Source organism: Actinoplanes siamensis (genome assembly GCF_016862395.1).
Taxonomy (GTDB): domain Bacteria; phylum Actinomycetota; class Actinomycetes; order Mycobacteriales; family Micromonosporaceae; genus Actinoplanes; species Actinoplanes siamensis.
The window spans coordinates 36859-56737 of sequence record NZ_BOMW01000057.1 but is presented as its reverse complement, the minus strand read 5'-3'; the positions used below and the strand labels follow the sequence as shown (position 1 = coordinate 56737).

General features: G+C 72.4%; 17 protein-coding genes. 9 read left to right on the top strand and 8 right to left on the bottom strand.

All coding sequences use genetic code 11. The features are described from left to right. Nucleotides 1–5: 5 nt before the first annotated feature. Nucleotides 6–611: a GNAT family N-acetyltransferase gene (locus Asi03nite_RS27520; RefSeq protein WP_203683373.1), complete on the top strand. Its 606-nt coding sequence runs from the start codon at nt 6–8 to the stop codon at nt 609–611. On the opposite strand, the gene Asi03nite_RS27515 is transcribed toward Asi03nite_RS27520, so the two are convergent. Together Asi03nite_RS27515 and Asi03nite_RS27510 are read right to left on the bottom strand one after the other, a co-directional pair. Next, entirely contained in the window at nt 591–977 is a 387-nt protein-coding gene (locus tag Asi03nite_RS27515) for an HPF/RaiA family ribosome-associated protein (protein ID WP_203683372.1), read from the bottom strand. The genes Asi03nite_RS27520 and Asi03nite_RS27515 overlap by 21 nt on opposite strands. Before the next feature lie 52 nt (nt 978–1029). Further along, on the bottom strand, nt 1030–2127 hold the full coding sequence (locus Asi03nite_RS27510; RefSeq protein ID WP_203683371.1) for a threonine aldolase family protein: 1098 nt from the start codon (nt 2125–2127) through the stop codon (nt 1030–1032). 126 nt (nt 2128–2253) lie between these two features. Here Asi03nite_RS27510 and Asi03nite_RS27505 point away from each other — a divergent pair, with 126 nt between their 5' ends. The 3 genes from Asi03nite_RS27505 (at nt 2254) to Asi03nite_RS27495 (ending at nt 3841) form a co-directional block, all read left to right on the top strand. Next, entirely contained in the window at nt 2254–2583 is a 330-nt protein-coding gene (locus tag Asi03nite_RS27505) for a DMT family transporter (protein ID WP_203683370.1), read from the top strand. Next, the gene (locus Asi03nite_RS27500) at nt 2580–3191 is read left to right on the top strand and encodes a TetR/AcrR family transcriptional regulator (protein WP_239102970.1); all 612 of its coding nucleotides are present in this window, start codon (nt 2580–2582) and stop codon (nt 3189–3191) included. Before Asi03nite_RS27505 ends, Asi03nite_RS27500 begins: the two co-directional genes overlap by 4 nt. Nucleotides 3192–3409: 218 nt before the next feature. Beyond that, nucleotides 3410–3841: a cupin domain-containing protein gene (locus Asi03nite_RS27495; protein ID WP_203683369.1), complete on the top strand. Its 432-nt coding sequence runs from the start codon at nt 3410–3412 to the stop codon at nt 3839–3841. 102 nt (nt 3842–3943) lie between these two features. Here the strand turns inward: Asi03nite_RS27495 and Asi03nite_RS27490 are convergent, their stop codons facing one another. The 5 genes from Asi03nite_RS27490 to Asi03nite_RS27470 all read right to left on the bottom strand — a co-directional run bounded on the left by Asi03nite_RS27490 (nt 3944) and on the right by Asi03nite_RS27470 (nt 9010). Further along, nucleotides 3944–4570: a putative glycolipid-binding domain-containing protein gene (locus Asi03nite_RS27490; protein WP_203683368.1), complete on the bottom strand. Its 627-nt coding sequence runs from the start codon at nt 4568–4570 to the stop codon at nt 3944–3946. Nucleotides 4571–4959: 389 nt separating this feature from the next. Next, on the bottom strand, nt 4960–5574 hold the full coding sequence (locus Asi03nite_RS27485; RefSeq protein WP_203683367.1) for an FMN reductase: 615 nt from the start codon (nt 5572–5574) through the stop codon (nt 4960–4962). Beyond that, complete coding sequence (locus Asi03nite_RS27480) at nt 5571–6668, bottom strand: LLM class flavin-dependent oxidoreductase (protein ID WP_203683366.1); 1098 nt, start codon at nt 6666–6668, stop codon at nt 5571–5573. Before Asi03nite_RS27480 ends, Asi03nite_RS27485 begins: the two co-directional genes overlap by 4 nt. A gap of 307 nt (nt 6669–6975) precedes the next feature. After that, nucleotides 6976–8694 (bottom strand): serine/threonine-protein kinase, encoded by a 1719-nt coding sequence (locus tag Asi03nite_RS27475; RefSeq protein ID WP_203683365.1) that lies wholly within the window; start codon nt 8692–8694, stop codon nt 6976–6978. A 43-nt stretch (nt 8695–8737) separates the two neighbouring features. Then, nucleotides 8738–9010: a pyrophosphorylase gene (locus Asi03nite_RS27470; RefSeq protein ID WP_239102969.1), complete on the bottom strand. Its 273-nt coding sequence runs from the start codon at nt 9008–9010 to the stop codon at nt 8738–8740. A gap of 139 nt (nt 9011–9149) precedes the next feature. Between Asi03nite_RS27470 and Asi03nite_RS27465 the strand changes: the two genes are divergently transcribed. The 5 genes from Asi03nite_RS27465 to Asi03nite_RS27445 all read left to right on the top strand — a co-directional run bounded on the left by Asi03nite_RS27465 (nt 9150) and on the right by Asi03nite_RS27445 (nt 15585). Beyond that, nucleotides 9150–9602: a hypothetical protein gene (locus Asi03nite_RS27465; protein ID WP_203683363.1), complete on the top strand. Its 453-nt coding sequence runs from the start codon at nt 9150–9152 to the stop codon at nt 9600–9602. A 1-nt stretch (nt 9603) separates the two neighbouring features. Beyond that, on the top strand, nt 9604–13416 hold the full coding sequence (locus Asi03nite_RS27460; RefSeq protein ID WP_203683362.1) for a DUF6531 domain-containing protein: 3813 nt from the start codon (nt 9604–9606) through the stop codon (nt 13414–13416). 149 nt (nt 13417–13565) lie between these two features. Next, on the top strand, nt 13566–14252 hold the full coding sequence (locus Asi03nite_RS27455) for a hypothetical protein (protein WP_203683361.1): 687 nt from the start codon (nt 13566–13568) through the stop codon (nt 14250–14252). A 13-nt stretch (nt 14253–14265) separates the two neighbouring features. After that, the gene (locus Asi03nite_RS27450) at nt 14266–14607 is read left to right on the top strand and encodes a hypothetical protein (RefSeq protein ID WP_203683360.1); all 342 of its coding nucleotides are present in this window, start codon (nt 14266–14268) and stop codon (nt 14605–14607) included. Nucleotides 14608–14838: 231 nt separating this feature from the next. After that, complete coding sequence (locus Asi03nite_RS27445; RefSeq protein ID WP_203683359.1) at nt 14839–15585, top strand: class I SAM-dependent DNA methyltransferase; 747 nt, start codon at nt 14839–14841, stop codon at nt 15583–15585. A 55-nt stretch (nt 15586–15640) separates the two neighbouring features. On the opposite strand, the gene Asi03nite_RS27440 is transcribed toward Asi03nite_RS27445, so the two are convergent. Further along, complete coding sequence (locus Asi03nite_RS27440; RefSeq protein WP_203683358.1) at nt 15641–19816, bottom strand: type VII secretion EssC family protein; 4176 nt, start codon at nt 19814–19816, stop codon at nt 15641–15643. Between the last annotated feature and the right edge of the window lie 63 nt (nt 19817–19879).

The following is a 19879-nucleotide window of genomic DNA, read 5'->3' as shown; positions in this document are numbered from 1 at the left end:
GCAGCGTGCCTGAGATTCGACCCTACCGGCCCTCCGACAAGGCGGCCGTCTACGACATCTGTGTCCGCACCGCCGACGCGGGCGCGGACGCGCGTGGAAAGTACTCCACCGACGACCTGATGGGCGACCTGTTCGCCGGCCCCTACGCGTACCTGGAACCGGACCTCGCCTTCGTCCTGGACGACGGCGGGCGGGCGGTCGGCTACGTCGTCGGCACGTCCGACACGGCGACGTTCGTGAAGCGGCACCGCGCCGAATGGATCCCGCTGATCGGCGACAAGTACCCGGTGCCGCCGCCCCCGCCGCGCACTCCCGAGCAGCACATGGTCGCGCTGCACTACGAGCCGGAGCACAGAATCGTGCCGGAGCTGCGGGACTGGCCCGCGCACCTGCACATCGACCTGTTGCCGGCCTACCAGCGGCGCGGCTTCGGCCGGCGGCTGATCACCGAGCTGGAGAGGGCGGCCGCGCGGGCCGGGGCGACGGGTGTGTTCGTCGGCATGCTCACCGCGAACGTCCGCGCCCGCGGTTTCTACGACCGTGTCGGCTACACCGTGCTCCCGGTCCCCGACCCGGGACCGCTGACCTACCTAGGCAAGTTCCTCGGCTGAGAGGTCCGGCTGCGGGACGTCACGCAGATGCCGGTTGTGGCGCGGCTCGTGCTTGTTCCGCGCGTCGTTCAACCGGCGCTTCAGGTCGTCGCGGACGTCCATGATCGCCGCGTGCAGATCGCCCTCCGACGAGGTGGTGACGATCTTCTCCCGGCCGCCGATCGTGGATTCCAGGGTGACCTTCTGACCGGGCGCTTCCCGGTCCTTCACCGAGATGTACAGCGCGGTGGTGTCGGCGTGGAACGCGGCGAGCCGGGCGTCGAGCGGGCTGAACAGGTCCGCGATCCAGTTGAGGTCACCCTGTGAGAATCCGGCGCCCACTCGCAGACACTCGTCGACGGTGGCCGGGTTGGCGACTGCGCTCATCGGAACCTCCTGCATCCGGTGAAAACGGGACAGGGAAGTACTACCCACGTGATCATCGTTGAACCCGGTCCAGCAGCCGAAGACCAGTTTCGGTCACGTCCCGCGCGGACCAGTCCAGCGACGGCGCGTGCGCGACGATCTCCGCCATCGCCTGGCCGGGGATGCCGGTGTCCTGCCAGCCGGCCGCGAACCACACCTTCTCCTCCTCGGCCAACGCGAGCGCGGCCTCGTTGAGGCGGGCCGCCGGGTAGGGCAGCCAGAGGCGGAACTGGTTGGTGTGCGGCGGCTCCGGATACACCACGGCGCCGGGCAGCTCCGCGAGGGCGGCCGCCACCACCCGGGCGTGGCGGACGTACTGCGGGATCCGCGGCAGCTCCCGGTCCAGGCCACTGTGCGCGGCGAGCACCGCCGGCCACTGCTGGAAGATCTGCCCGCCGTAGCGGTGCCGCCAGGTCCGGGCGTACGCGGCGAGGGCGGTGGTCCCGGCCAGCGCCGCGCCGCTGAGGCCGCCCAGGGTCTTGTAGAAGGAGACGTACGTCGAATCGGCCAGGCCGGCGATCTCCGGCAGAGCACGATTGAGGTACGGCGTGGACTCCCAGATCCGCGCCCCGTCGAAGTGCACGCGGGCCCCGGTCCGGCGGGCCACCGTGCACGCGTCGCTCAGCTCCGGCCAGGTCGGCAGCACGAATCCGGCGTCGCGCAGGGGCAGCTCGAAGACCACGGTCCCGACCGGCTCGCCCAGCGCCACGAGCTCGGCGGCGGTCGGGTTGCGCCGGGCCGTGGTGGGGTGGACCGAGCGCAGGCCGGTCAGGTCGGCGTAGGCCCGGCGCTCGTGCACCTCCTGATGCCCGAGCGGGTGCAGCGCGACCGTGTCCCGGCCGGTCACCTCGGCGCCGTAGCGGATGGCGACCTGCTGGGCCATCGTGCCGCTCGGGAAGAACACCGCCGCCTCGGCGCCGAGCAGGCCGGCGACCCGTTCCTCCAGCCCGGCGACCGGGCCGTCGCCGTACCAGTCCGGCATCAGGTCCGGCTCGGCGGCGGCGGTCAGCTCGCCCAGCTCCTCCCGCACGGTCACCGGCCGCGTTCCGGAGAGCACCCGGTCACACGCCCGCATCGCGGCCATCCGCCGCGTCCGTAGATCGTCGGTCACGGGCCGTGATGATGCCAGATTTCCGGCCCTCGGGGAGGCGTCTCGTTTTCTTGTACGATCGTACAAGTACGAACGTACAAGAAAACGCTCGTATGGGAAGAGCTCGTACGGGAAGAGGTGGTCAGCTTGCGGTACGTCCTTCTCGCCCTCGCCATCGGGGCGGAGCTCTTCGCGACCAGCATGATGAAGGCCACCGACGGCTTCTCCAGGCTGTGGCCCACGCTGGCGGTGCTCGCCGGCTACGCGATCTCCTTCACCGCGCTGTCCCAGGCGATCAAGGGCGGACTGCAGGTCGGCATCGCGTATGCCATCTGGTCCGCGGTGGGCACCGCGGCGATCGTGGTGATCGGGGCGCTGTTCCTGGACGAGCCGGTCACGCTGGTCAAGGCGGGCGGGATCGCCCTGATCATCGCCGGGGTGGTCGTGCTCAACCTGACCGGCGCGGAGGCACATTGACCGGCCACTCCGCCACGCCCGGCCACTCTCCCACGCCGGATGCGGCGCCCGCGCCGCGGCCCGCGCGCCGCACCCAGCGCGCCCGGGATCCGCAGGCGCGGCGCGCCGCGCTCGCGGCGGCGACCATGGAGATCATCGCGGAGGCCGGAGCCGGACGGACCACGCACCGGGCGGTCGCCGCCCGGGCCGGCCTGCCGCTCGGCGCCACCACGTACTACTTCCCCACCCGGGACGACCTGATCGCGGCCGGCCTGCGGCACGCGACCGAACGCCTGCGCGCCGATCTGGACGAGTGGGCGGGCCGGCTGACCGCCGCCGCGGACCTGCCGGCCGAGCTGACCGAACTGACCCGGGAGTACCTGGCCGACCGCCGCCAGGTCCGGATCGAGTACGAGCTGTGCCTGGCCGCCGCCCGGGACGCCACGCTGCGCCCGATCACGGACGTCTGGATGAACGGGCTCCCGGCGATCCTGGCGCCGGCGGTCGGGCCGGACGCGGCGCGCGACATCGGCGCCCTGCTCGACGGCGTCATCCTGCGCGCCCTGGTCACCGGGACCGACCTGGACGCTCCCGGCCTCGCCGCGGCGATCCGCCGCCTGATCCGGTAGCCGGGCCGCGGCGCCGGCCCGCGCGGGGCGGTCAGGGCCTGCCGATCAAGGCCTGGATGCCCTGCATCGATGTCTGTGGAAGCCGTTGCGGAGGAAGCAGCGCGCGGCCGCGTCGAGGATCTGCTGGCGGCGGGCGATGAGGTGGGCTTCCGAGACGCGCGGCACCCGGCCAGCGCACCGCGCAAAACGAACGGTCGTTCGGCACGTAGGCTGCCGGTATGAGCGAGCGCCCGCCCCTGGCCGAGCAGTTCGACCTGACACCGCATCCGGAAGGTGGATGGTTCCGGGAGACCTGGCGGTCCGGGCACACTTTTCACCCTTCGGGGTACGCCGGTGAGCGCGCCGCCGCCACGGCCATCTACTTCCTGCTGCACCCGGGCGAGGAGTCCGCGTGGCACGTGGTGCGCTCGGACGAGCTGTGGTTCTGGCACTCCGGCGGGCCGTTGACGCTGACGCTCGGCGGGACCGGGGACCGTCCCGGGGACGAACAGCCGCTGCTGCTCGGGCCGGATCCCGCCGTCGGGCAGCAGCCGCAACTGCTGGTGCCGGCCGGATGCTGGCAGTCCGCCGCTCCGGCCGGCGACCAGCCGGTCGTGGTCAGTTGCGTGGTGGCGCCGGGATTCGAGTACGCCGACTTCCGCCTGCTCTGACGCGCCGCCGGACCGCCGACGCCGGGCTGTTCCCGAACGGCCGGAGCTCATCGGAGGCGGACGCCTGCCCGGCGGCCACCGGGCAGGTCTCAGGTGGCGGGATCAGCGGGCCAGGCGCAGGCGGCCCGGCTGGGAGACGACGATCCCGGCGGCGTCCAGCTCGTAGGTGACCGCCGGGCGGTCGCCGGTGACCCGCAGGCGCTGCGCGCTGACCAGGTGGTACGTCTCGGTGCCCGGCATCACCGACAGCGCCGGCGTCGAGATCCGCAGCACCGGGACGGTGACCGGGCCGGACGTCACGGTCAGGCCGAGGCGCCGGATCGCCCAGGCCACGAAGATCGGCGAGTCGCCCAGCCGGAGCAGCGCCGCCGGGTCGATCGCGTCCAGTTCCTCGGTGCCGGCGAACGGCAGGTCACCCGCGTCGCCGGCGTGCTCCGCCCGGCAGGTCCAGCCGCCGCCGGCGCGACCCAGGCGCAGTTCGCGGCTCCAGCCGTCGCCCTGGGACGTGACGTGCAGCGACGTCACCTCGGAAGCCGTGGAGATCTCGGCGGTCCAGGTCAACGCATGTGCCCGGGCGCCGGCGACGATCGCGGACCCGTGCGGCCGGGCGCCCCGCGGGAACACCAGCTCGGTCCCGACGGTGTCGGTCCGCTGCCAGGTCAGCGGGGTGACGGGCAGGTCCGCGCGCGGCCGTTCCGCCACGGCTGCCGCTCCCCGTGAGCCGGTCATGGTCATAGCGCCTCCTTTGCCGCTGTCCGGTCCCCATAGTTGCATTGTGCAAAAGCTTGTGGCGGCGAATCCGGCCCACCGGACGGGATTCACTGCGGCCTCCGGCCGAACGGATCAGGTGTGCCCGCCCACAAACGGAACCGGCGGCCCGGACCAGGCAGACGACCTGCCCACCGTCGGTGTGTCGCACACCATACGACCGCCGGTCCGGCAGGCGCGCAGCGGGTAGCCTTTCAAGATCAATCACTGCGGCCATCCACCGCGGCCGGAGCGGGCCGGGCGCCGGGTTCCGCCCGGCCGGCCTGGCGCGGTCAGGGGACCTCGCACCGGTCGTACCACCAGATAGAGCGGCCCGGCAGGAGGCCGGACCGCTCGACGGGCCGGGTCGGTCAGAGAGATTTCAGCATGTCCTCGAAGCTCTCGGTGAGAGCGAAGGGGTCCGCGACGGTGGCCGGCTCGCGACGCTCGACCTCGCGGGCCAGCTCCGCCGCGGCGCGGTCGATCCGGGCGCGCAGCGGACCCTCGACCGAGTTCGCGCCCCAGTCGTCGCTGGCCGCGAAGACGGCGGTGGGCAGCGGCACCGTGCGCAGGTAGGCGAAGAGCGGGCGCAGCGCGTGCTCCAGGACGAGCGAGTGGCGGGCCGTGCCGGCGGTGGCGGCCAGCAGGACCGGCTTGTCGCGCAGCGTGTCCTGGTCGAGCACGTCGAAGAACGACTTGAACAGGCCGCTGTAGCCGGCGCTGAAGACCGGGGTCACCACGATCAGACCGTCGGCGGCGGCCACCTCGTCCTGCGCCTGCTTCAGCACCGCCGGCGGGAAGCCGGTCAGCATGTGGTCGGTGATCTCGTGGGCCAGGTCGCGGACCTCGACGACCTGGACGTCCAGGGTGACGCCGAGCTTGCCGGCGGCCGTGGCCGCCGCCGCGGACAGCTGGTCCGCGAGCAGGCGGGTGGACGACGGCTGGCTCAGGCCCGCGCTGATCACGACGAGTTTGCGCTGCTTCATGCCTTGACCTCTTCCTTGGCGATGGTGCGGGCGGCCACCAGCGAGGCGTGGGTCGGCGCGTCCGGGACATGGGCCGGCTTCAGGGCGGCGAACTCCTTGCGGAGTACCGGGACGACCTCCTCGCCGAGCAGGTCGAGCTGCTCCAGCACCGTCTTCAGCGGCAGGCCGGCGTGGTCCATCAGGAACAGCTGACGCTGGTAGTCGCCGACGTAGTCGCGGAACTCGAGGGTGCGGTCGATGACCTGCTGCGGGCTGCCGACGGTGAGCGGGGTCTCCCGGGTGAAGTCCTCGAGCGACGGACCGTGGCCGTAGACCGGGGCGTTGTCGAAGTACGGCCGGAACTCGTTGACCGCGTCCTGGCTGTTCTTCCGCATGAACACCTGGCCGCCGAGGCCGACGATGGCCTGGTCGGCGTCGCCGTGGCCGTAGTGCGCGTAGCGCTCACGGTAGAGCCCGACCATGCGCTGGGTGTGCGACGCCGGCCAGAAGATGTGGTTGGCGAAGAACCCGTCACCGTAGAAGGCGGCCTGCTCGGCGATCTGCGGCGACCGGATCGAGCCGTGCCAGACGAACGGCGGGACGTCGTCGAGCGGGCGCGGCGTCGAGGTGAACGACTGCAGAGGGGTGCGGAACTTGCCCTCCCAGTCGACGGTGTGCTCGCGCCACAGCTTGTGCAACAGCGCGTAGTTCTCGATGGCCAGCGGGATGCCGGCGCGGATGTCCTTGCCGAACCACGGGTAGACCGGGCCGGTGTTCCCGCGGCCGAGCGTCAGATCGACCCGGCCGTCCGCGAGGTGCTGCAGCATCGCGAAGTCCTCGGCGATCTTCACCGGATCGTTGGTGGTGATCAGCGTGGTCGCGGTGCTCAGCTGCAGCGTCGTGGTCCGCGCGGCGATGTAGGCCAGGGTGGTGGTCGGCGAGGACGAGAAGAACGGCTCGTTGTGGTGCTCGCCGAGCGCGAAGACGTCGAGGCCGACCTCCTCCGCGTGCTTCGCGATGGTGACGATGTTCTTGATCCGCTCGGCCTCGGTCGGGGTCTTCCCGGTGGTCGGGTCGGTCGTGATGTCGCTGACGCTGAAGATGCCGAATTGCATGACCCGCTCCTGAACCTTCGGCCGGGGTTCTGACATCCCGGATTGCCCCGTACAACCTTGTTGACGGGGAAACTATTTCAGATTCAAAGAACTTCGGCAGCGGCGGGGGTCACACCCGGCCCAGCAAGTGCCGGACGCGGGACGCCGGCCGCAGCCCGGTCACGGCGGTGCGGACCAGACCACCGGGAGAACCCAGTACCCGACGCCGCCCGGGGCGGCTGACGACCGGCATCTTGCCACGAAGGCGCCATGGACCAGGCAGCCGAGCAGGGCGCAGCGGGCCGGACGCTCGTGGCCGGCGGTCACCTCAGAAGCCCGTGCCGCTGCCGGGATCGATCTCGGTGACGGCGACCGGGGTGCCGTCGACGGTGGTGGTGCGGCTGGTGACGTCCAGTCGCGGGGCCGGGCCGGTCCGGTCGCCGCTGGTGAGCACGCCGACCTGGCGACCGTCGGGCAGGACGATCCAGGAACCCTCGACCCGCGCGTCACGCACCTTCGTGGACGTCCGGTACAGCCCGGAGGGCTTCCGCACGGTTCTCAGCGTGAAGTCGTGGGTCTCACCGGCGACGGTGACCCGGCCGCGGGCGCTGCCCGCGTCGAACGTGCCGGTGATCCGGGCGCCGCCCTTGCCGGAGAGGTCGAGCCGGCCGTCCTCGGCGGTGCCCTTGAGCCAGGCCTCCACCTTCCTGCCGTCGCAGATGTAGGCGACGGCCTCCCGGTCGCGGACGGAGATGGCCAGCGTGCCGGCGTCGTCCTCGACGGCGCCCGCCAGGGTGACCCGCAGCGGCGCCGGGGCGGTGGTCGCGGCGCTGGTGCGGACCTGTTCGGTGGGCGGCAGGGTCCCGCCCTGGCCGGCCGTTTCGGTCGGGGCCGGCGCGCTGGTCGCGCCGATCACCGCGGCCCGGTCGGCGGCGCGGTCGTCCGCGGCTGTGGCGATGTTGACGCCGATCAGCGCGGCGGCGACGGCGACGACCACGGCAAGGGTGACCAGCGGGCCGCGGCGCCGGCGACGGGGCGCGGGCGGGGCCGCCGCCGGCGGCGGGGGCGGGGTGACGCCCGGGCGCAGGCGGGTCTGCCTGGCCTCGGCGGCTGGCGAGTTCCTCGCCTGGCCGGAGTTGCCAGTCCTCCCGCCGCCGGGAACCCCTGCCCTCGCTTGCCCGAAGTCGCCCGGAACGCCAGCCGTCGCCTCGCCCGGAACACCACCCGCAGCCTCGCCGGGAACGCCGGCCGTCGCCTCGCCCGGAACACCACCCGCAGCCTCGCCCAGGACGCCGGCCGCGACCAGGCCGCGCAGGTAGGAGGCGACCCGGCGGGCGGTCGGACGCTGGCGCGGATCGGGATCCAGGCAGGAACGGGCCGGTCCGGCCAGTTCCTCCGGCAACGCCTCCGGATCGCCCTGCGCATGGCCGGTGACCAGCTCGACCATCAGCACGCCGAGCGAGTAGACGTCCGCCGCGGCGGTCGGCGGGGCGCCGCGCCAGATCTCGGGTGCGGTGTAGCCGGGCGTGCCCCCGGCCACACCGCGGTCGGCGTCCAGCAGCAACACCGCGACGCCGAAGTCGGTGACCCAGACCTCCGGAGGGTCGGTACCTCGTACCACGAGCAGGTTTTCGGGTTTGAGGTCGAGATGGACCACGCCCTGCGCATGCGCGGCCGCCAGCGCGCCCGCCACCTGCGCCGCGATCACCGCGGTCTCGGCCGCGCCGAGCCGGCCGCCGCGCTGTGCCAGAAGGCGGCGCAGGTCCGGACCGTCCACGTAGTCCATCAGCAGGCCCAGGGTGCCGCCCTCGACCACCAGGTCGCGCAGGCCGACGATGCCGGGGTGGTCCAGGTCGCGCAGCGCCGCCTCCTCACGCAGGAAGAGCTCCCGGACCCGCCGGTCGCCGGCCAGCTCGGGGCGCAGCAGCTTGGCCGCGAGTGCCGGCCCACCCGAGCGGCGCGTGGCCCGCCGGACCACCGCGAGCGCGCCGCGGCCGATCTCCTCGTGCAGCAGATATTCGCGGCCGAGCGCATCCTGATCGGCCATCTCGGCACCTTTCCTGGAATTGATCAACGCACCGGCGGACCGATTATGATCCGCCGCCGGCGGTCATGATGTTCTGCGCGATCTTCTGCAACTGATCACGCAATTGATCCAATTCCTGCGCCGCCTTGTCGAGCGCGGCCTTCGTCTCCGGCCACGTCTGATCGCGGAACTGTCTCGCCAGCGGGCCGTCCCAGACGTCCGGGTTGGACAGCAGCTTGCCCTGCGCGTCCAGCTGCGAGATCTGGTCGGTGAGCCCGCCGTTGACGATCGCCTGGATCTGCTGGATAGACGTTTTGGCCTGATCGGTCGAGAGCACTCGTCCCGGCATCGGTCCACTCCCCCGAGTTTGTTGTGATCAATTTTGACTCTGTCTTTCCGGACTGCCATTGTCGTCACAGGAGACCTGTCATCGCAAACAGCCGGCCGGAATCTGTGGACAACTTCAGGGGACGACGATGGTCGATCTACGGGGGATTTCCGAGGACGTTCCGTTCGACTGGGCGGCCGCCGACCGGCTGGCCTCGCAGTTGCGCTCCGCGGCGGACGCCTGCGAGAGCCAGATCGCGCGGCGCACCTCGATGGCCGCGCGGGCGGCGCAGGAGTGGAGGGGCGTCTACGCGCGTCAGTTCGGCACGCGGATGGACATCTGCACCGGCGACGCGCGCCGGCTGGCCACCGCGATGCGCACGGCCGCGAACCAGGTGGACGAGCTGAGCCGGCTGGCCCGCGAGGAACAGGACCGCCGCGAGAAGGCGCGGGCCTGGCAGCGGCGACAGGAGGAGGAAGAGTCGCTCCTGGACAAGATCGGCGACTTCGTCTTCGGCGAGGACGATCTGCCACCGATCCCCGATCCGGTGACGCCGCCGCGGTTCACGATCGCGGCGCCGGCCGCCGCCACGAGGCAGTGACGTGGGCACGAGCTCGGCACGGCCGGACGATCTGGACGACTTCGTCCGGGGCAGCCGGGCGGCAGATGACGAGCTGCGGACACAGTCGACCCGGTTGCGCAGCGCTTACGGTGACTTCCAGGACGGCAACAAGTGGGGGCATCTGGACGCGACTTCGCTGGTGAGCGCGTTCGGGACGTACATCGACCTGAACGAGGTGGACGCCGAGTGGGTGACGCGGATCGCCGCGGCGTTCCGGTCCGCCGGCGGGGACGGCGACCTGGCGCGGCTGCCGGACGCGGCCGTCGCCGCCAGCCTCCGGGCCGCCGGACTCGGCGGCGGGCGCGCCTCGATCACCTTCGACGATCCGATCGCGTACGGGTTCCCGCCGACCAGCGGCTTCGCTGACGACCCGGTGAACACGGCGAGCGGAAACCTCGTACACAAGGTCATTGATCTTCCGGGCTTTGCCCGGGTCTACAACAGCCGGTCGGATGCGGTCGGCGCGTTCGGGCCGGGCTGGTCGTCGTGGATCGACACCCGGCTGAGACTCTCCGCGGACGGGGTCCGGTATTCCGGGCCGGACGGGCAGGTCGCGTTCTTCGGCCGGCAAGGCGACGGGTACGGCCGGGTGATCGGCGTCAACGCCGCCCTCGTGGCCGTCGCCAACGGTCTGGAACTGCGCTGGTTCGACGGGCGCGTGTGGCGTTTCGACAACACCGGCCGGCTCCTGCGGGACGACTTCGACATCACCTGGAGCGGCGACCGGGTGACCCGGGTCGGCGACGTCGAGTACACCTACGACGACAACGGGGCGCTGATCGCCGACGGCACCTACCGCTACGAGATCGACGACGGCCGCATCACCGCCGTGCTCGACGCGGACGGGGTGGTGCACGCCCGCAACACCTTCGACGCCGGAGGACGGGTCCTTGCCCAAACCTCCCGGTTCGGCCGGGTGACCGAATATGCCTACCTGCCCGGCAACGTCACCGTCGTCGGCGGGACCGACGTCTACGTGCACGACCAGCATGGACGTCTACTCTCGGTGACCGACGCCCACGGGCACACCCTCAGCCGCACCTACGACGAATGGGGCAACCCGGTCACGGTGACCGACCGGGACGGCAGCGTGACCGTGCTGCGCTGGGACGATCGCGGGAACCTGCTGCGGCGGGGGCCGTTCACGTACCGCTACGACGAGCTCGGCCGGGTGGTCGAGGTGACGGCCGAGGGGGCGGCGGTCCGCTACCGCTACGACGCGGACAACCGCATCCCGTCGGAGATCATCGACGCGGAGGGCGGCCGCACCCGCCTCGACGTCCGCGACGGCTTGGTCCACCGGGTCATCGACCCGGACGGCGTCACGCTCGACTTCGGCTTCGACGAAGCGGGCCGGCTCGTCACGACCACCGACGCGCTCGGCAACACGGCGACCCTGGAGCGCGACGTCGCCGGACGGGTCATCGCCACGATCACCCCGCTCGGCCGGCGCACCACCTTCCGGTACGACGCCCACGGCCACCTCGTCGAGCGTACCGACACGGGTGGCCGCACCTGGCGATACGAATACTCGCCGGCCGGCCGGATCGTCGCAATCATCGATCCGGCTGGCGCCCGCCGGGAGACCGAGTACGGCACGCACGGCCGGACCGCCGCCTCGATCGACCCCCTTGGCCACCGCACCACGTTCGAGTACGACGACGTAGGCAACCCGACCCGTTTGCACCTTCCGGACGGAGCGAAGTGGGACCTCACCTACGATGCGCTGTCCCGCCTCACCGCCGCCACGGATCCAGCCGGGTCGACCTGGCTCCGCGAATACGACGTGGTCGGCAACCTGATCGCCGCAACTGATCCGGTCGGCGTCCGGCGTTCCGCACCGACCGATCGGGACGGGCGGATCACTGGCATCCACGACGGTCTGACCGGCAGTACGTTCGACTACGACCAGCTCGGCCGCGTCATCGGTCACCTGCGGCCAGATGGAGCCGGTGCCCGGGCGGAGTACGACCGCTGCGGCCGCCGCACCGCGATCACCGGGCCGGACGGCGGGATCGCGCGGATCGAGTACACCGCGGGTGGGCGGATCGTCCGTACGATCTCACCGTCCGGATTGGTGACCGCTTTCGAACATGACCCCGCCGGGCGGGTCGCGGCCCGGGTCGACGGGGCCGGCAGGCGTGTCACCTTCCGCCGTGATGCCGACGGCGCGTTGATCGCGACGACCCGCGGCGACCATGTCGCGGAGACATTCGAGTACGGCCCGGACGGTCGTCTGATCGCGCGGGAGACCCCGGTCCACGGGCGGTTCGAGTACCAGCACGACGCCGCCGGCCGGATCGTCGCGATCACCGACGCGGCCGGCGGAACCCGGCGCTTCGAGTACGACCTGGCCGGACGGATGACCGCCGCGGTGGACCCGCTCGGTGGCCGCACCAGCTACGAACACCACCCCCGCGGCTGGATCACGCGAGTCACCGACCCGCTCGGCGCTTCCGTCATTTTCGGCTATGACGAGGCGGGGCGGCTGATCGAACGTATCGATCCGCTCGGCCGCCGTACCCGCTGCGAATATGATCCGGCCGGTCGGTTGCTCGCGCGGACCGACGGATCCGGTTTGACGATCCGCTGGTCGTACGACGCCTCCGGACGGGTCACCACGATGACTGGTGGTGACGGCACACGACTGACGTTCCGCCGCGATGCGCTCGGCCGGCTGGTCTCCGCGGAGGACGGGGACAACCGTGTCGATCTGGTCTGGGATCGGGCCGGGCGGCTGATCTCCCGCGCCCGCGGCAACGGTTCGGTCGGCTACCGATACGACGCGGACGGCCGCCGCGCCGCATTGATCCGTCCGGACGGTTCCGAGATCACCTACACCTACGACGCCGGTGGCTTGCTCGCGACAGCGGGTGCCGTCCGGCTCCGTCGAGACGCCCTCGGCCGCCTGATCGCCGCGGAGGGCAACGAAACACGTCTGAGGCGCCGGTATCCGGACGACTATCGCTTCGAGTCGGGCGCCGGCCGACGCTTCACCCGACTGACGCGCGACGCCGCCGGACGGATCATCCACGACGGCACACGGGCTTATCGGTACGACGCGGCTGGACAGCTGGTCGCTGCCGGCGACAGCGGATTCCGGTACGACGCGGCCGGCCGCCTGACTCAGGACGGCGTCACTTCCTGTGTCTACGACGCCGCCGGTCAACTCGTCTCCCGCGGCGGGACGACTCTCCAGTATGACGGAGCCGGCCGCCGTGTCCGTGAGGGCGACCGTCACTTCGAGTGGGACGGTTTCGGCCGGCTCGCCTCGGTGGACGGCACCGCCGTCCGCTTCGATCCGCTGGGGGAACTCGCCGAAGTGGCCGGTCGGCCGGTGTTCTGGGAACCGGGACCGGCAGGCATGCCGTGCTGGCTCGGCGACAGGCCGGTGACCGGCACGGGCACCCCCTGGGCCGTCGGTCTACAGCAGCTGATGCCCGACTGGCAGGGCACACCCGGCGACCGCGATGCCTGGGGAGCGCCCGCGGAGACGGCACCAGCCATCGGATACCGGGGTGAGCTCGAGTTCGCCGGCCTGACCTGGTTGCGCAACCGCGCCTACGATCCAGCGACCCGGGCGTTCCTAAGTCCGGACCCGCTTCCGGCGGTACCGGGCACGCGTACCACTACGCCGGCAACGACCCTCTGGGGCACGCCGACCCCCTCGGTCTGCGGCCGGTCACCGACGCCGAGCTTCGTGCCTACCGGGACGAGATGGGCAGTGGCTTCTTCGAGGACGCCGCCGACTGGGTTGGGGAGAACTGGGAGTACCTGGCGGCCGGCGCGATGATCGCGGGTGGCGTCGCCCTGATGTTCACCGGGATCGGCGGCCCGGCTGGGGTGGCCCTGATGACTGCTTCCAGCGGGCTGATCGCCGGAGGCCTCAGCGCCGGCGTCCAGAGGTTCACCACCGGCGAGGTCGACTGGGGTCAGGTCGCGGTGGACGGCCTGGTCGGCGCCGCCGCCGGCGGTCTGGGTGCCGGAGCATCGGCGTTGCTGGGCAACTCGGCGCGACTGGCCGCAACGAATCCCTTCGTCCGCGAACTTGCGATCAACGGTGCGGAGTCCGTGGTCAGCGGTGGTGTCGAACGCGGCCTGACCGGCGGCAGTGTCTTCAACCCGCGAGCCCTGGCCACTGACCTGTTGACCGGTGGTGTGGTGCACGCCCCGGCCGGACGGGTCGGCCCCGACGACGTGACCAACGACCTGGTGGACGTGTATCGGTTCCACAACGCGGCAGATCCGCAGACCCTCCGCTCCCGGCTGTCCGCGGAGCCCGCCGCGCGGCAGGACCTGTACCACTGGGCGCTGGCGAACGACCCGGATCTGTTCGCCGAGATGATCGAGGATCACGCGAACGGTTTCACGACGCACAGTCCGTTCGTGAGCGTCACTACGGATCCGGCCGCGGCGGCAGCCACAACGGATCCGGGTTTGCACACCATCATCAACGGGTTCCCCGGGCCGGCCGACCATCGCGCGCCGGATCTCAGCCACTTCCAGGTGCCGCGGTCCCGACTGCATCAACCGGAATTCCCGCTATCCCATCGGGAAGGTGAGCTTCTGTTCTACGGCGACGATCTCGCAGATCATCTGGTAGGCACGGTACCCAACCCTTTCCCCTGACGGGCGGAGCAACATGATCGACCGATCCGAATTCGACGACATCACCGTCACGGTGGCACACCCCTGGGGCGACCTGGAGACACCGTTGACCGAGTGGGCTGCGAACGGGCCGGGCCGAGACCGTCCGTTCATCCCGATCGTCGCGGCGACGCGGCGATCGACGGGCGAGCGGGTGTCGCTGGACGAGATCCCGGCGGAGTATCACAACACCCGCGCGACGCGGCAGATGCAACGCGAGGGACTGCTGCCCTCCCCGTGGGGTCCGCCGCCGGAGGAGCGGCAACGCCGGCCTCTCTCCCCCAACCTTCCCCAGCACGTCAGGGAAGCTATCGAACGGGACCGGCAGCAGGGCTGAGCGCGGCCGCCATCGCTCATCTGCCCGGGCGACGTTCCTTCGAGTATCACGACAGTGAGGAAAGCGGCGTCCGCACCTTGGTCCTCCCGCCATCACCGATTCAGGAGATCACGAGCGCTGGTGAAGCACGATCCGCGAGATGCTGGTCATCCCGTCGTCCGGCCCAGGAGGAAGCGCGGGAGGGCCGGCATTCCGGTTGCCGATGCCGGGCCTGGCGGATAGACCTGTGGCATGGCCAGGTTGGACGATCCCGGACTCTTCGGCCGGCAGTGGGCCGCCCGCTACGACGAAGGCCTCCCCGACCCGACCGACGCGGTCGAGTTCCTGACCGCGCTGGCCAGGGACGGGCCGGTGCTGGAACTGGCGATCGGCAGCGGGCGCGTGGCGTTGCCGCTCGCGGACCGCGGTGTGCCGGTGGAGGGGATCGAGGCGTCGCCCGAGATGGTGGAGCTGATGCGCCGCAAGCCGGGCGGGGACGCGATCGCGGTGCTCGTCGCGGACATGGCAGATGTGGCGGTCCGCGGGCCGTACCCGCTGGTCTACCTGGTCTTCAACACGTTGTTCAACCTGACCGTGCCGGGGCGGCAGGAGGAGTGCTTCCACAACGTGGCGCGGGTGCTGGCGCTGGGCGGGCGGTTCGTGGTGGAGGCGTTCGTTCCGGACCCGGCCGATTTTGATCGGGACGAGCAGCAGGTGCAGGTGCGGTCGGTGACCGAGGAGGAGGTGACCGTCCGTCTGCATCAGTACGATCGGGCCGCGCAGACGTTCGTCCGCCAGACCATCACGTTCACCGACGGCGGGGTGCGGCTGCAACCGTTCGGGATGCGTTACCAGTGGCCCGAGCAGATCGACGCGATGGCCGCCGCCGCGGGTCTGGTCCTGGAGGAGCGCTACGCGACGTGGCGGCGGGACCCGTTCGGCGCGGACAGCACCGACCACATCAGCGTGTACCGCCGGCCGTTCCCGACCGCCGAATGAGGCACGCGGAAGGCCCGCATCCGGCCGGCGAGCGACAAGTAAAGGTGGCTGACCGTCAGGTGGCCGGGGCAGCGGTCTGCACGATGTCCCACTCGCCGTTGTGGACGAGGTAGCCGCGACCGGGCCCCAGCCGCACCGGCGCCCGGCGCGGCAGCGTCACCCCGAGCAGGTCGCCGTCCAGATCGATGTTGGGGCGTAACAGCAGGCCGACCTTGGAGCGGCGCAGGGTCTGCGTCCAGTGGCCGTACAGGGTGCGCAGCGAATCCGACCGGCCCGCGGCGATCACGTGCAGGTCGGGGCGGGCGGCGCCGAGCAGCCCGGCGATCGCGCCGTCCGCGTCGTCGAACGTCTCCGCGTCGTCCAGGAGCAGGACCGCGGGGCCGTCGACCGTGCGCAGTTCGGCGAGCATCGCGGTGGCCGCTCCCCCGGACGGCGCGAACCGGTCCAGGCCGGGGCAGTCGCGAAGCGGGGAACGGCGGCCGCCGGTGGCCGCCAGGTGGGCCCGGCCGCGCAGGGCCGCGGCCAGGCCGAGCAGCGTGGTGCTCTTCCCGCACCGGGCCGGCCCGGCGATCAACGCGTGTTCGCCCTCGTAGAGGGTCAGCCAGGCGGTGTCCAGGTCGGACTCGCGGACGCCGAGCGGCAGACGCCACGGTTCCCGGTCGAGGACCGCGGTGGGCAGGCCGGCGACCGGGACCGTGGTGGGCAGCACCCCGATCCGGGCGGCGTGCACGGCCGCGTCCGGATATTTCGCGGCGACCGCCGCGGTCATCGCGGCCGGGGACGGGGAGGGGCGGCCGACCTGCGCCTGGAGCGCGGCGGGCAGGGCGACCATCCGGCCGGGCCGGCGCGCCGGCACGTCCTTACGGGTGAGGCCGACCTGCACGTAGTCGTACGGATCGGGCAGCCGGAACAGCCAGCGCTGCGTGGTCACCGCGGTCCAGGCCGGCGGGACGGTGCTGAACCGGTCGGCGGTGACCGCGAAGTGGAGGCCGGCCGCGGTGCCGTCCGCGTAGAGGCGGGTCAGTGTGTCGATCACGGCCAGGCCCTCGGCGTCGTCGAACTCGGCGCGCATCGCGGCCAGGTTGTCGATCAGCACCACGATCGCGCGGTGCGGGCCGGCGCCGGGGGTGCGGCGCCGGTCCAACTCGGCGCGCAGGTGCCGGATCAGCCGCACCTGACGCTCCCGGTCGTCGGCGGCGATCACCGCCCCGGTGTGCGGCAGTCCGTCGAGGACGGCGAGGTCGCCCGTGCCGTAGTCGATCGCGTACAGCTCGAGCTGGTCCGGGCCGCGGGCGACGGCCAGGCTGAGCGCGAGCGACTGGCAGGTGGTCGTGGTGCCGCTGCCGGTGATCCCGAACAGCAGCAGGTTGCCCTCGGCCGGGTCCCAGCCCATCGGGTACTGCGACTGGCGGCCCGGGTCGTCGGCGAGCGCGACGGTGGCCCGGTCCGGATCGGGCGGCAGGGTGGCCAGATCGACGTCGCCGCCGAGCGGTTCCGGCCAGGGGCGGCGCGGGGCGGGCAGCCCGGCCGCGGCTTCGGCTATCGCGTCGACCAGGCGGGCCAGATCGGTGCGGCCGTCCGGGTCCGCCCGCCGGCCGCCGACCGGCGGCGGGTCGAACGCGAACGGCAGCACCGACACCGGGGCGTCGTCCTCTCCCCCGGACACCGCGGTGACCAGGGCGGTCTGGATCGGCACCACCTCGCCGGGGCCGAGCCGCACATAGGCCCGGCCGGGCAGCAGCCGGCTCAGCTCGGCCGCCTCCCGGATGCCGATCACGTCGGCCGAGTCGGCCGCGTCCTGCACACGCAGCGCGATCCGCAGGTTGGTGTTGGTCCGGATGTTGTCGTTGACCGCGCCGGACGGCCGCTGGGTGGCCAGGATCAGGTGCACGCCCAGGGTACGGCCGCGCTGGGCGATCCCGACCAGGGCGGTGAGGAAGTCGGGCAGCTCCTTGGCCATGGTGGCGAACTCGTCGATCACCACGACCAGCCGCGGCATCGGCTCGGTGGCGGCGGCGCCGCTGCTGACGTACTCGGCGAGGTTGTCGCAGCGCACCTCGCGGAGCCTGCGCTCGCGATGCCGCAGCTCGGCCTCCAGGGCGCGCAGCGCCCGCTCGCCGAGCTGCTCGTCCAGGTCGGTGACCAGGCCGACGGTGTGCGGCAGGCGCGCGCACTCGTCGAACGCCGCGCCGCCCTTGTAGTCCATCAGGACGAAGGTGAGCCGGGTCGGGTCGGCGTTCGCGGCGAGGGCGGCGACCAGGCTGCGCAAAAGTTCGCTCTTGCCGGAGCCGGTGGTGCCGCCGATCAGGCCGTGCGGCCCGTCACGGATCAGGTCGAGCGTGAAGACGCCGCGGTCGGTCACGCCGAGCGGCGCGCTGACCGCGACCGGGTCGGCGCGGCGCCAGCGCTCCCGGACGCCGTCGGCGTCGACAGTGGTCAGGCCGAGCATCGGGAGCAGGCGTACGCCGTCGGGCAGGCCGGCGCCGGTGCGCCGCAGCTCCGGGTCGTCGAAGCGGGCCAGGTGCCGGGCGCAGGCGCGGGCCTGCGGCACGGCCAGTCCGGCGAGCAGGACGCCGGGCAGGTCACGGCCCTCGGCGGGGCGCCGGACGATCGCGTCGCCGTCCGCGTCGACGATCTCCACGACCGTGTCGCAGGCGGCCGGCAACCGGTCGACGCTGGCGGCCAGGACGATCCCGGCGACCGGCACCACCGGCGTGGCCGGGCCGAACGCTGCGGGCGGCGCGGCTCGTGCCTGGTTGAGCAGGTCGCGGGCGGGCGCGCGGGCGCCCTCGGTGAGCAGATCGGAGTCGATCACGACGAGCGCCGTGCCGATCGCGGCGCCGCCGGAGATCTGGCGGGCCATTCCCTCGGCGCGCTCGCGGGTGTGCGCGAGCCAGCGGCCGGAGTCGTCGGGCAGGCGGGTGTGCGGGAGCCACTTGCACCAGTCCCACTCCGGCTGGCGGCCGTCGTCGACGAGCACCGCGACGGTCAGGTCGGCCGGGCCGTGGTGCACCGCGGCCTGGCAGAGCAGGCTGCGGGCGACGGCGAGGGCGGCCGGCCGGTGCCCGGCGATCCCGACCACACCGCCATTGCCGAGGGCCACCTCGACAGGCGCGCCGGGCAGCACGGCGCGTCCGGCGCGCTCGGCGACCGGGGCGGCGAGCCTGCCGGTCTCCGCGGTGACCTCGGGCTGCCACGGGCGGTCCGCGATGCCGGCGTAGAGCAGCAGGAAGTCGTCGTGGTGGGACCGGCGCTCCCAGAGCCGGGTGCTGGGCAACGCGGCGCGGCGCAGCGCCTCGGCCGGGTCGCCGAGCAGACGCCGCAGCCGGGCTCGCTCGGCCCGGCCGGCGTCGGCGAGGCGCTGGTCCAGCTCGGCCAGACCGGCCTCGAAGGCGCGCCGCCCCGCGGCGGCCTCCTTGCGGTTGCGCCGGCGCGACTCCAGGTAGGTGCCGACGCCGATGAGTGGGGAGAGCAGCGCGAACAACCCGAACCGGAGGTCCTTGGTGAACAGCACCATGACCACCGCGAGGACCAGTGGGCCGAGCGTGGAGGCGATGCTGAAGTGCGGTTTGGCCGGTTCACGTGGCTCGCCGGGCGCGGTGATCGGGCCCGGGGCCTCCGGGGGCGCGGCGCGCGGCGGCCGGTTGAACGAGACGGTGCCGCCGGGACCGAGGTGGCGGCGCAGGTCGAGGCCGGTCGGTCGGTCGTCGTCGGCGAGGCGGCGCAGGGTCAGCGCCAGGGCGCCGATGCCGAGAACATCACCGCTGGTCACGGCAGCCGGTTCGGTCATTCTGAGCCCATTGAGCTGTACGCCGTTGGCCGCGCCCAGATCCGTCACGGTGACGCCGCCGGGCTCGACGGTGAGCAGGCAGTGCTCCCGTGAGACGGTGTCGTGGTCCAGTCGCAGGCCGGCAGTGGTCCCGCGCCCGGCCACCCAGCGGCCGGGCGGCAGCGGGAAGACCCGGCCGGCGCCCGGACCGGCGACGACCGCCAGCTCGTAGGGCGGCGGGAGGGGCGGGCCGGTGGCGGGTGGCGGCCCCGCGTCGAGCACCGCGCCCTCGTGCAGGCCGGAGTCCTCGATGGGGGCGGACGTCGCCACCGCCACGCCGTCGACGGTGGCGACGCCGGGATCGGGGACGCCGATCGCCCGGAACAGATCGGCCAGCGTCGCCTCGCGGCTGCGCTGCCGCACCTCGATCTCGCGTCCCCCGGTCGCGTAGACGATGCGCATGCGACCAGGCTAGCCACTGCTATTGATCGATCTGAATGTTGATCTTCAACCTGTGGACGACGG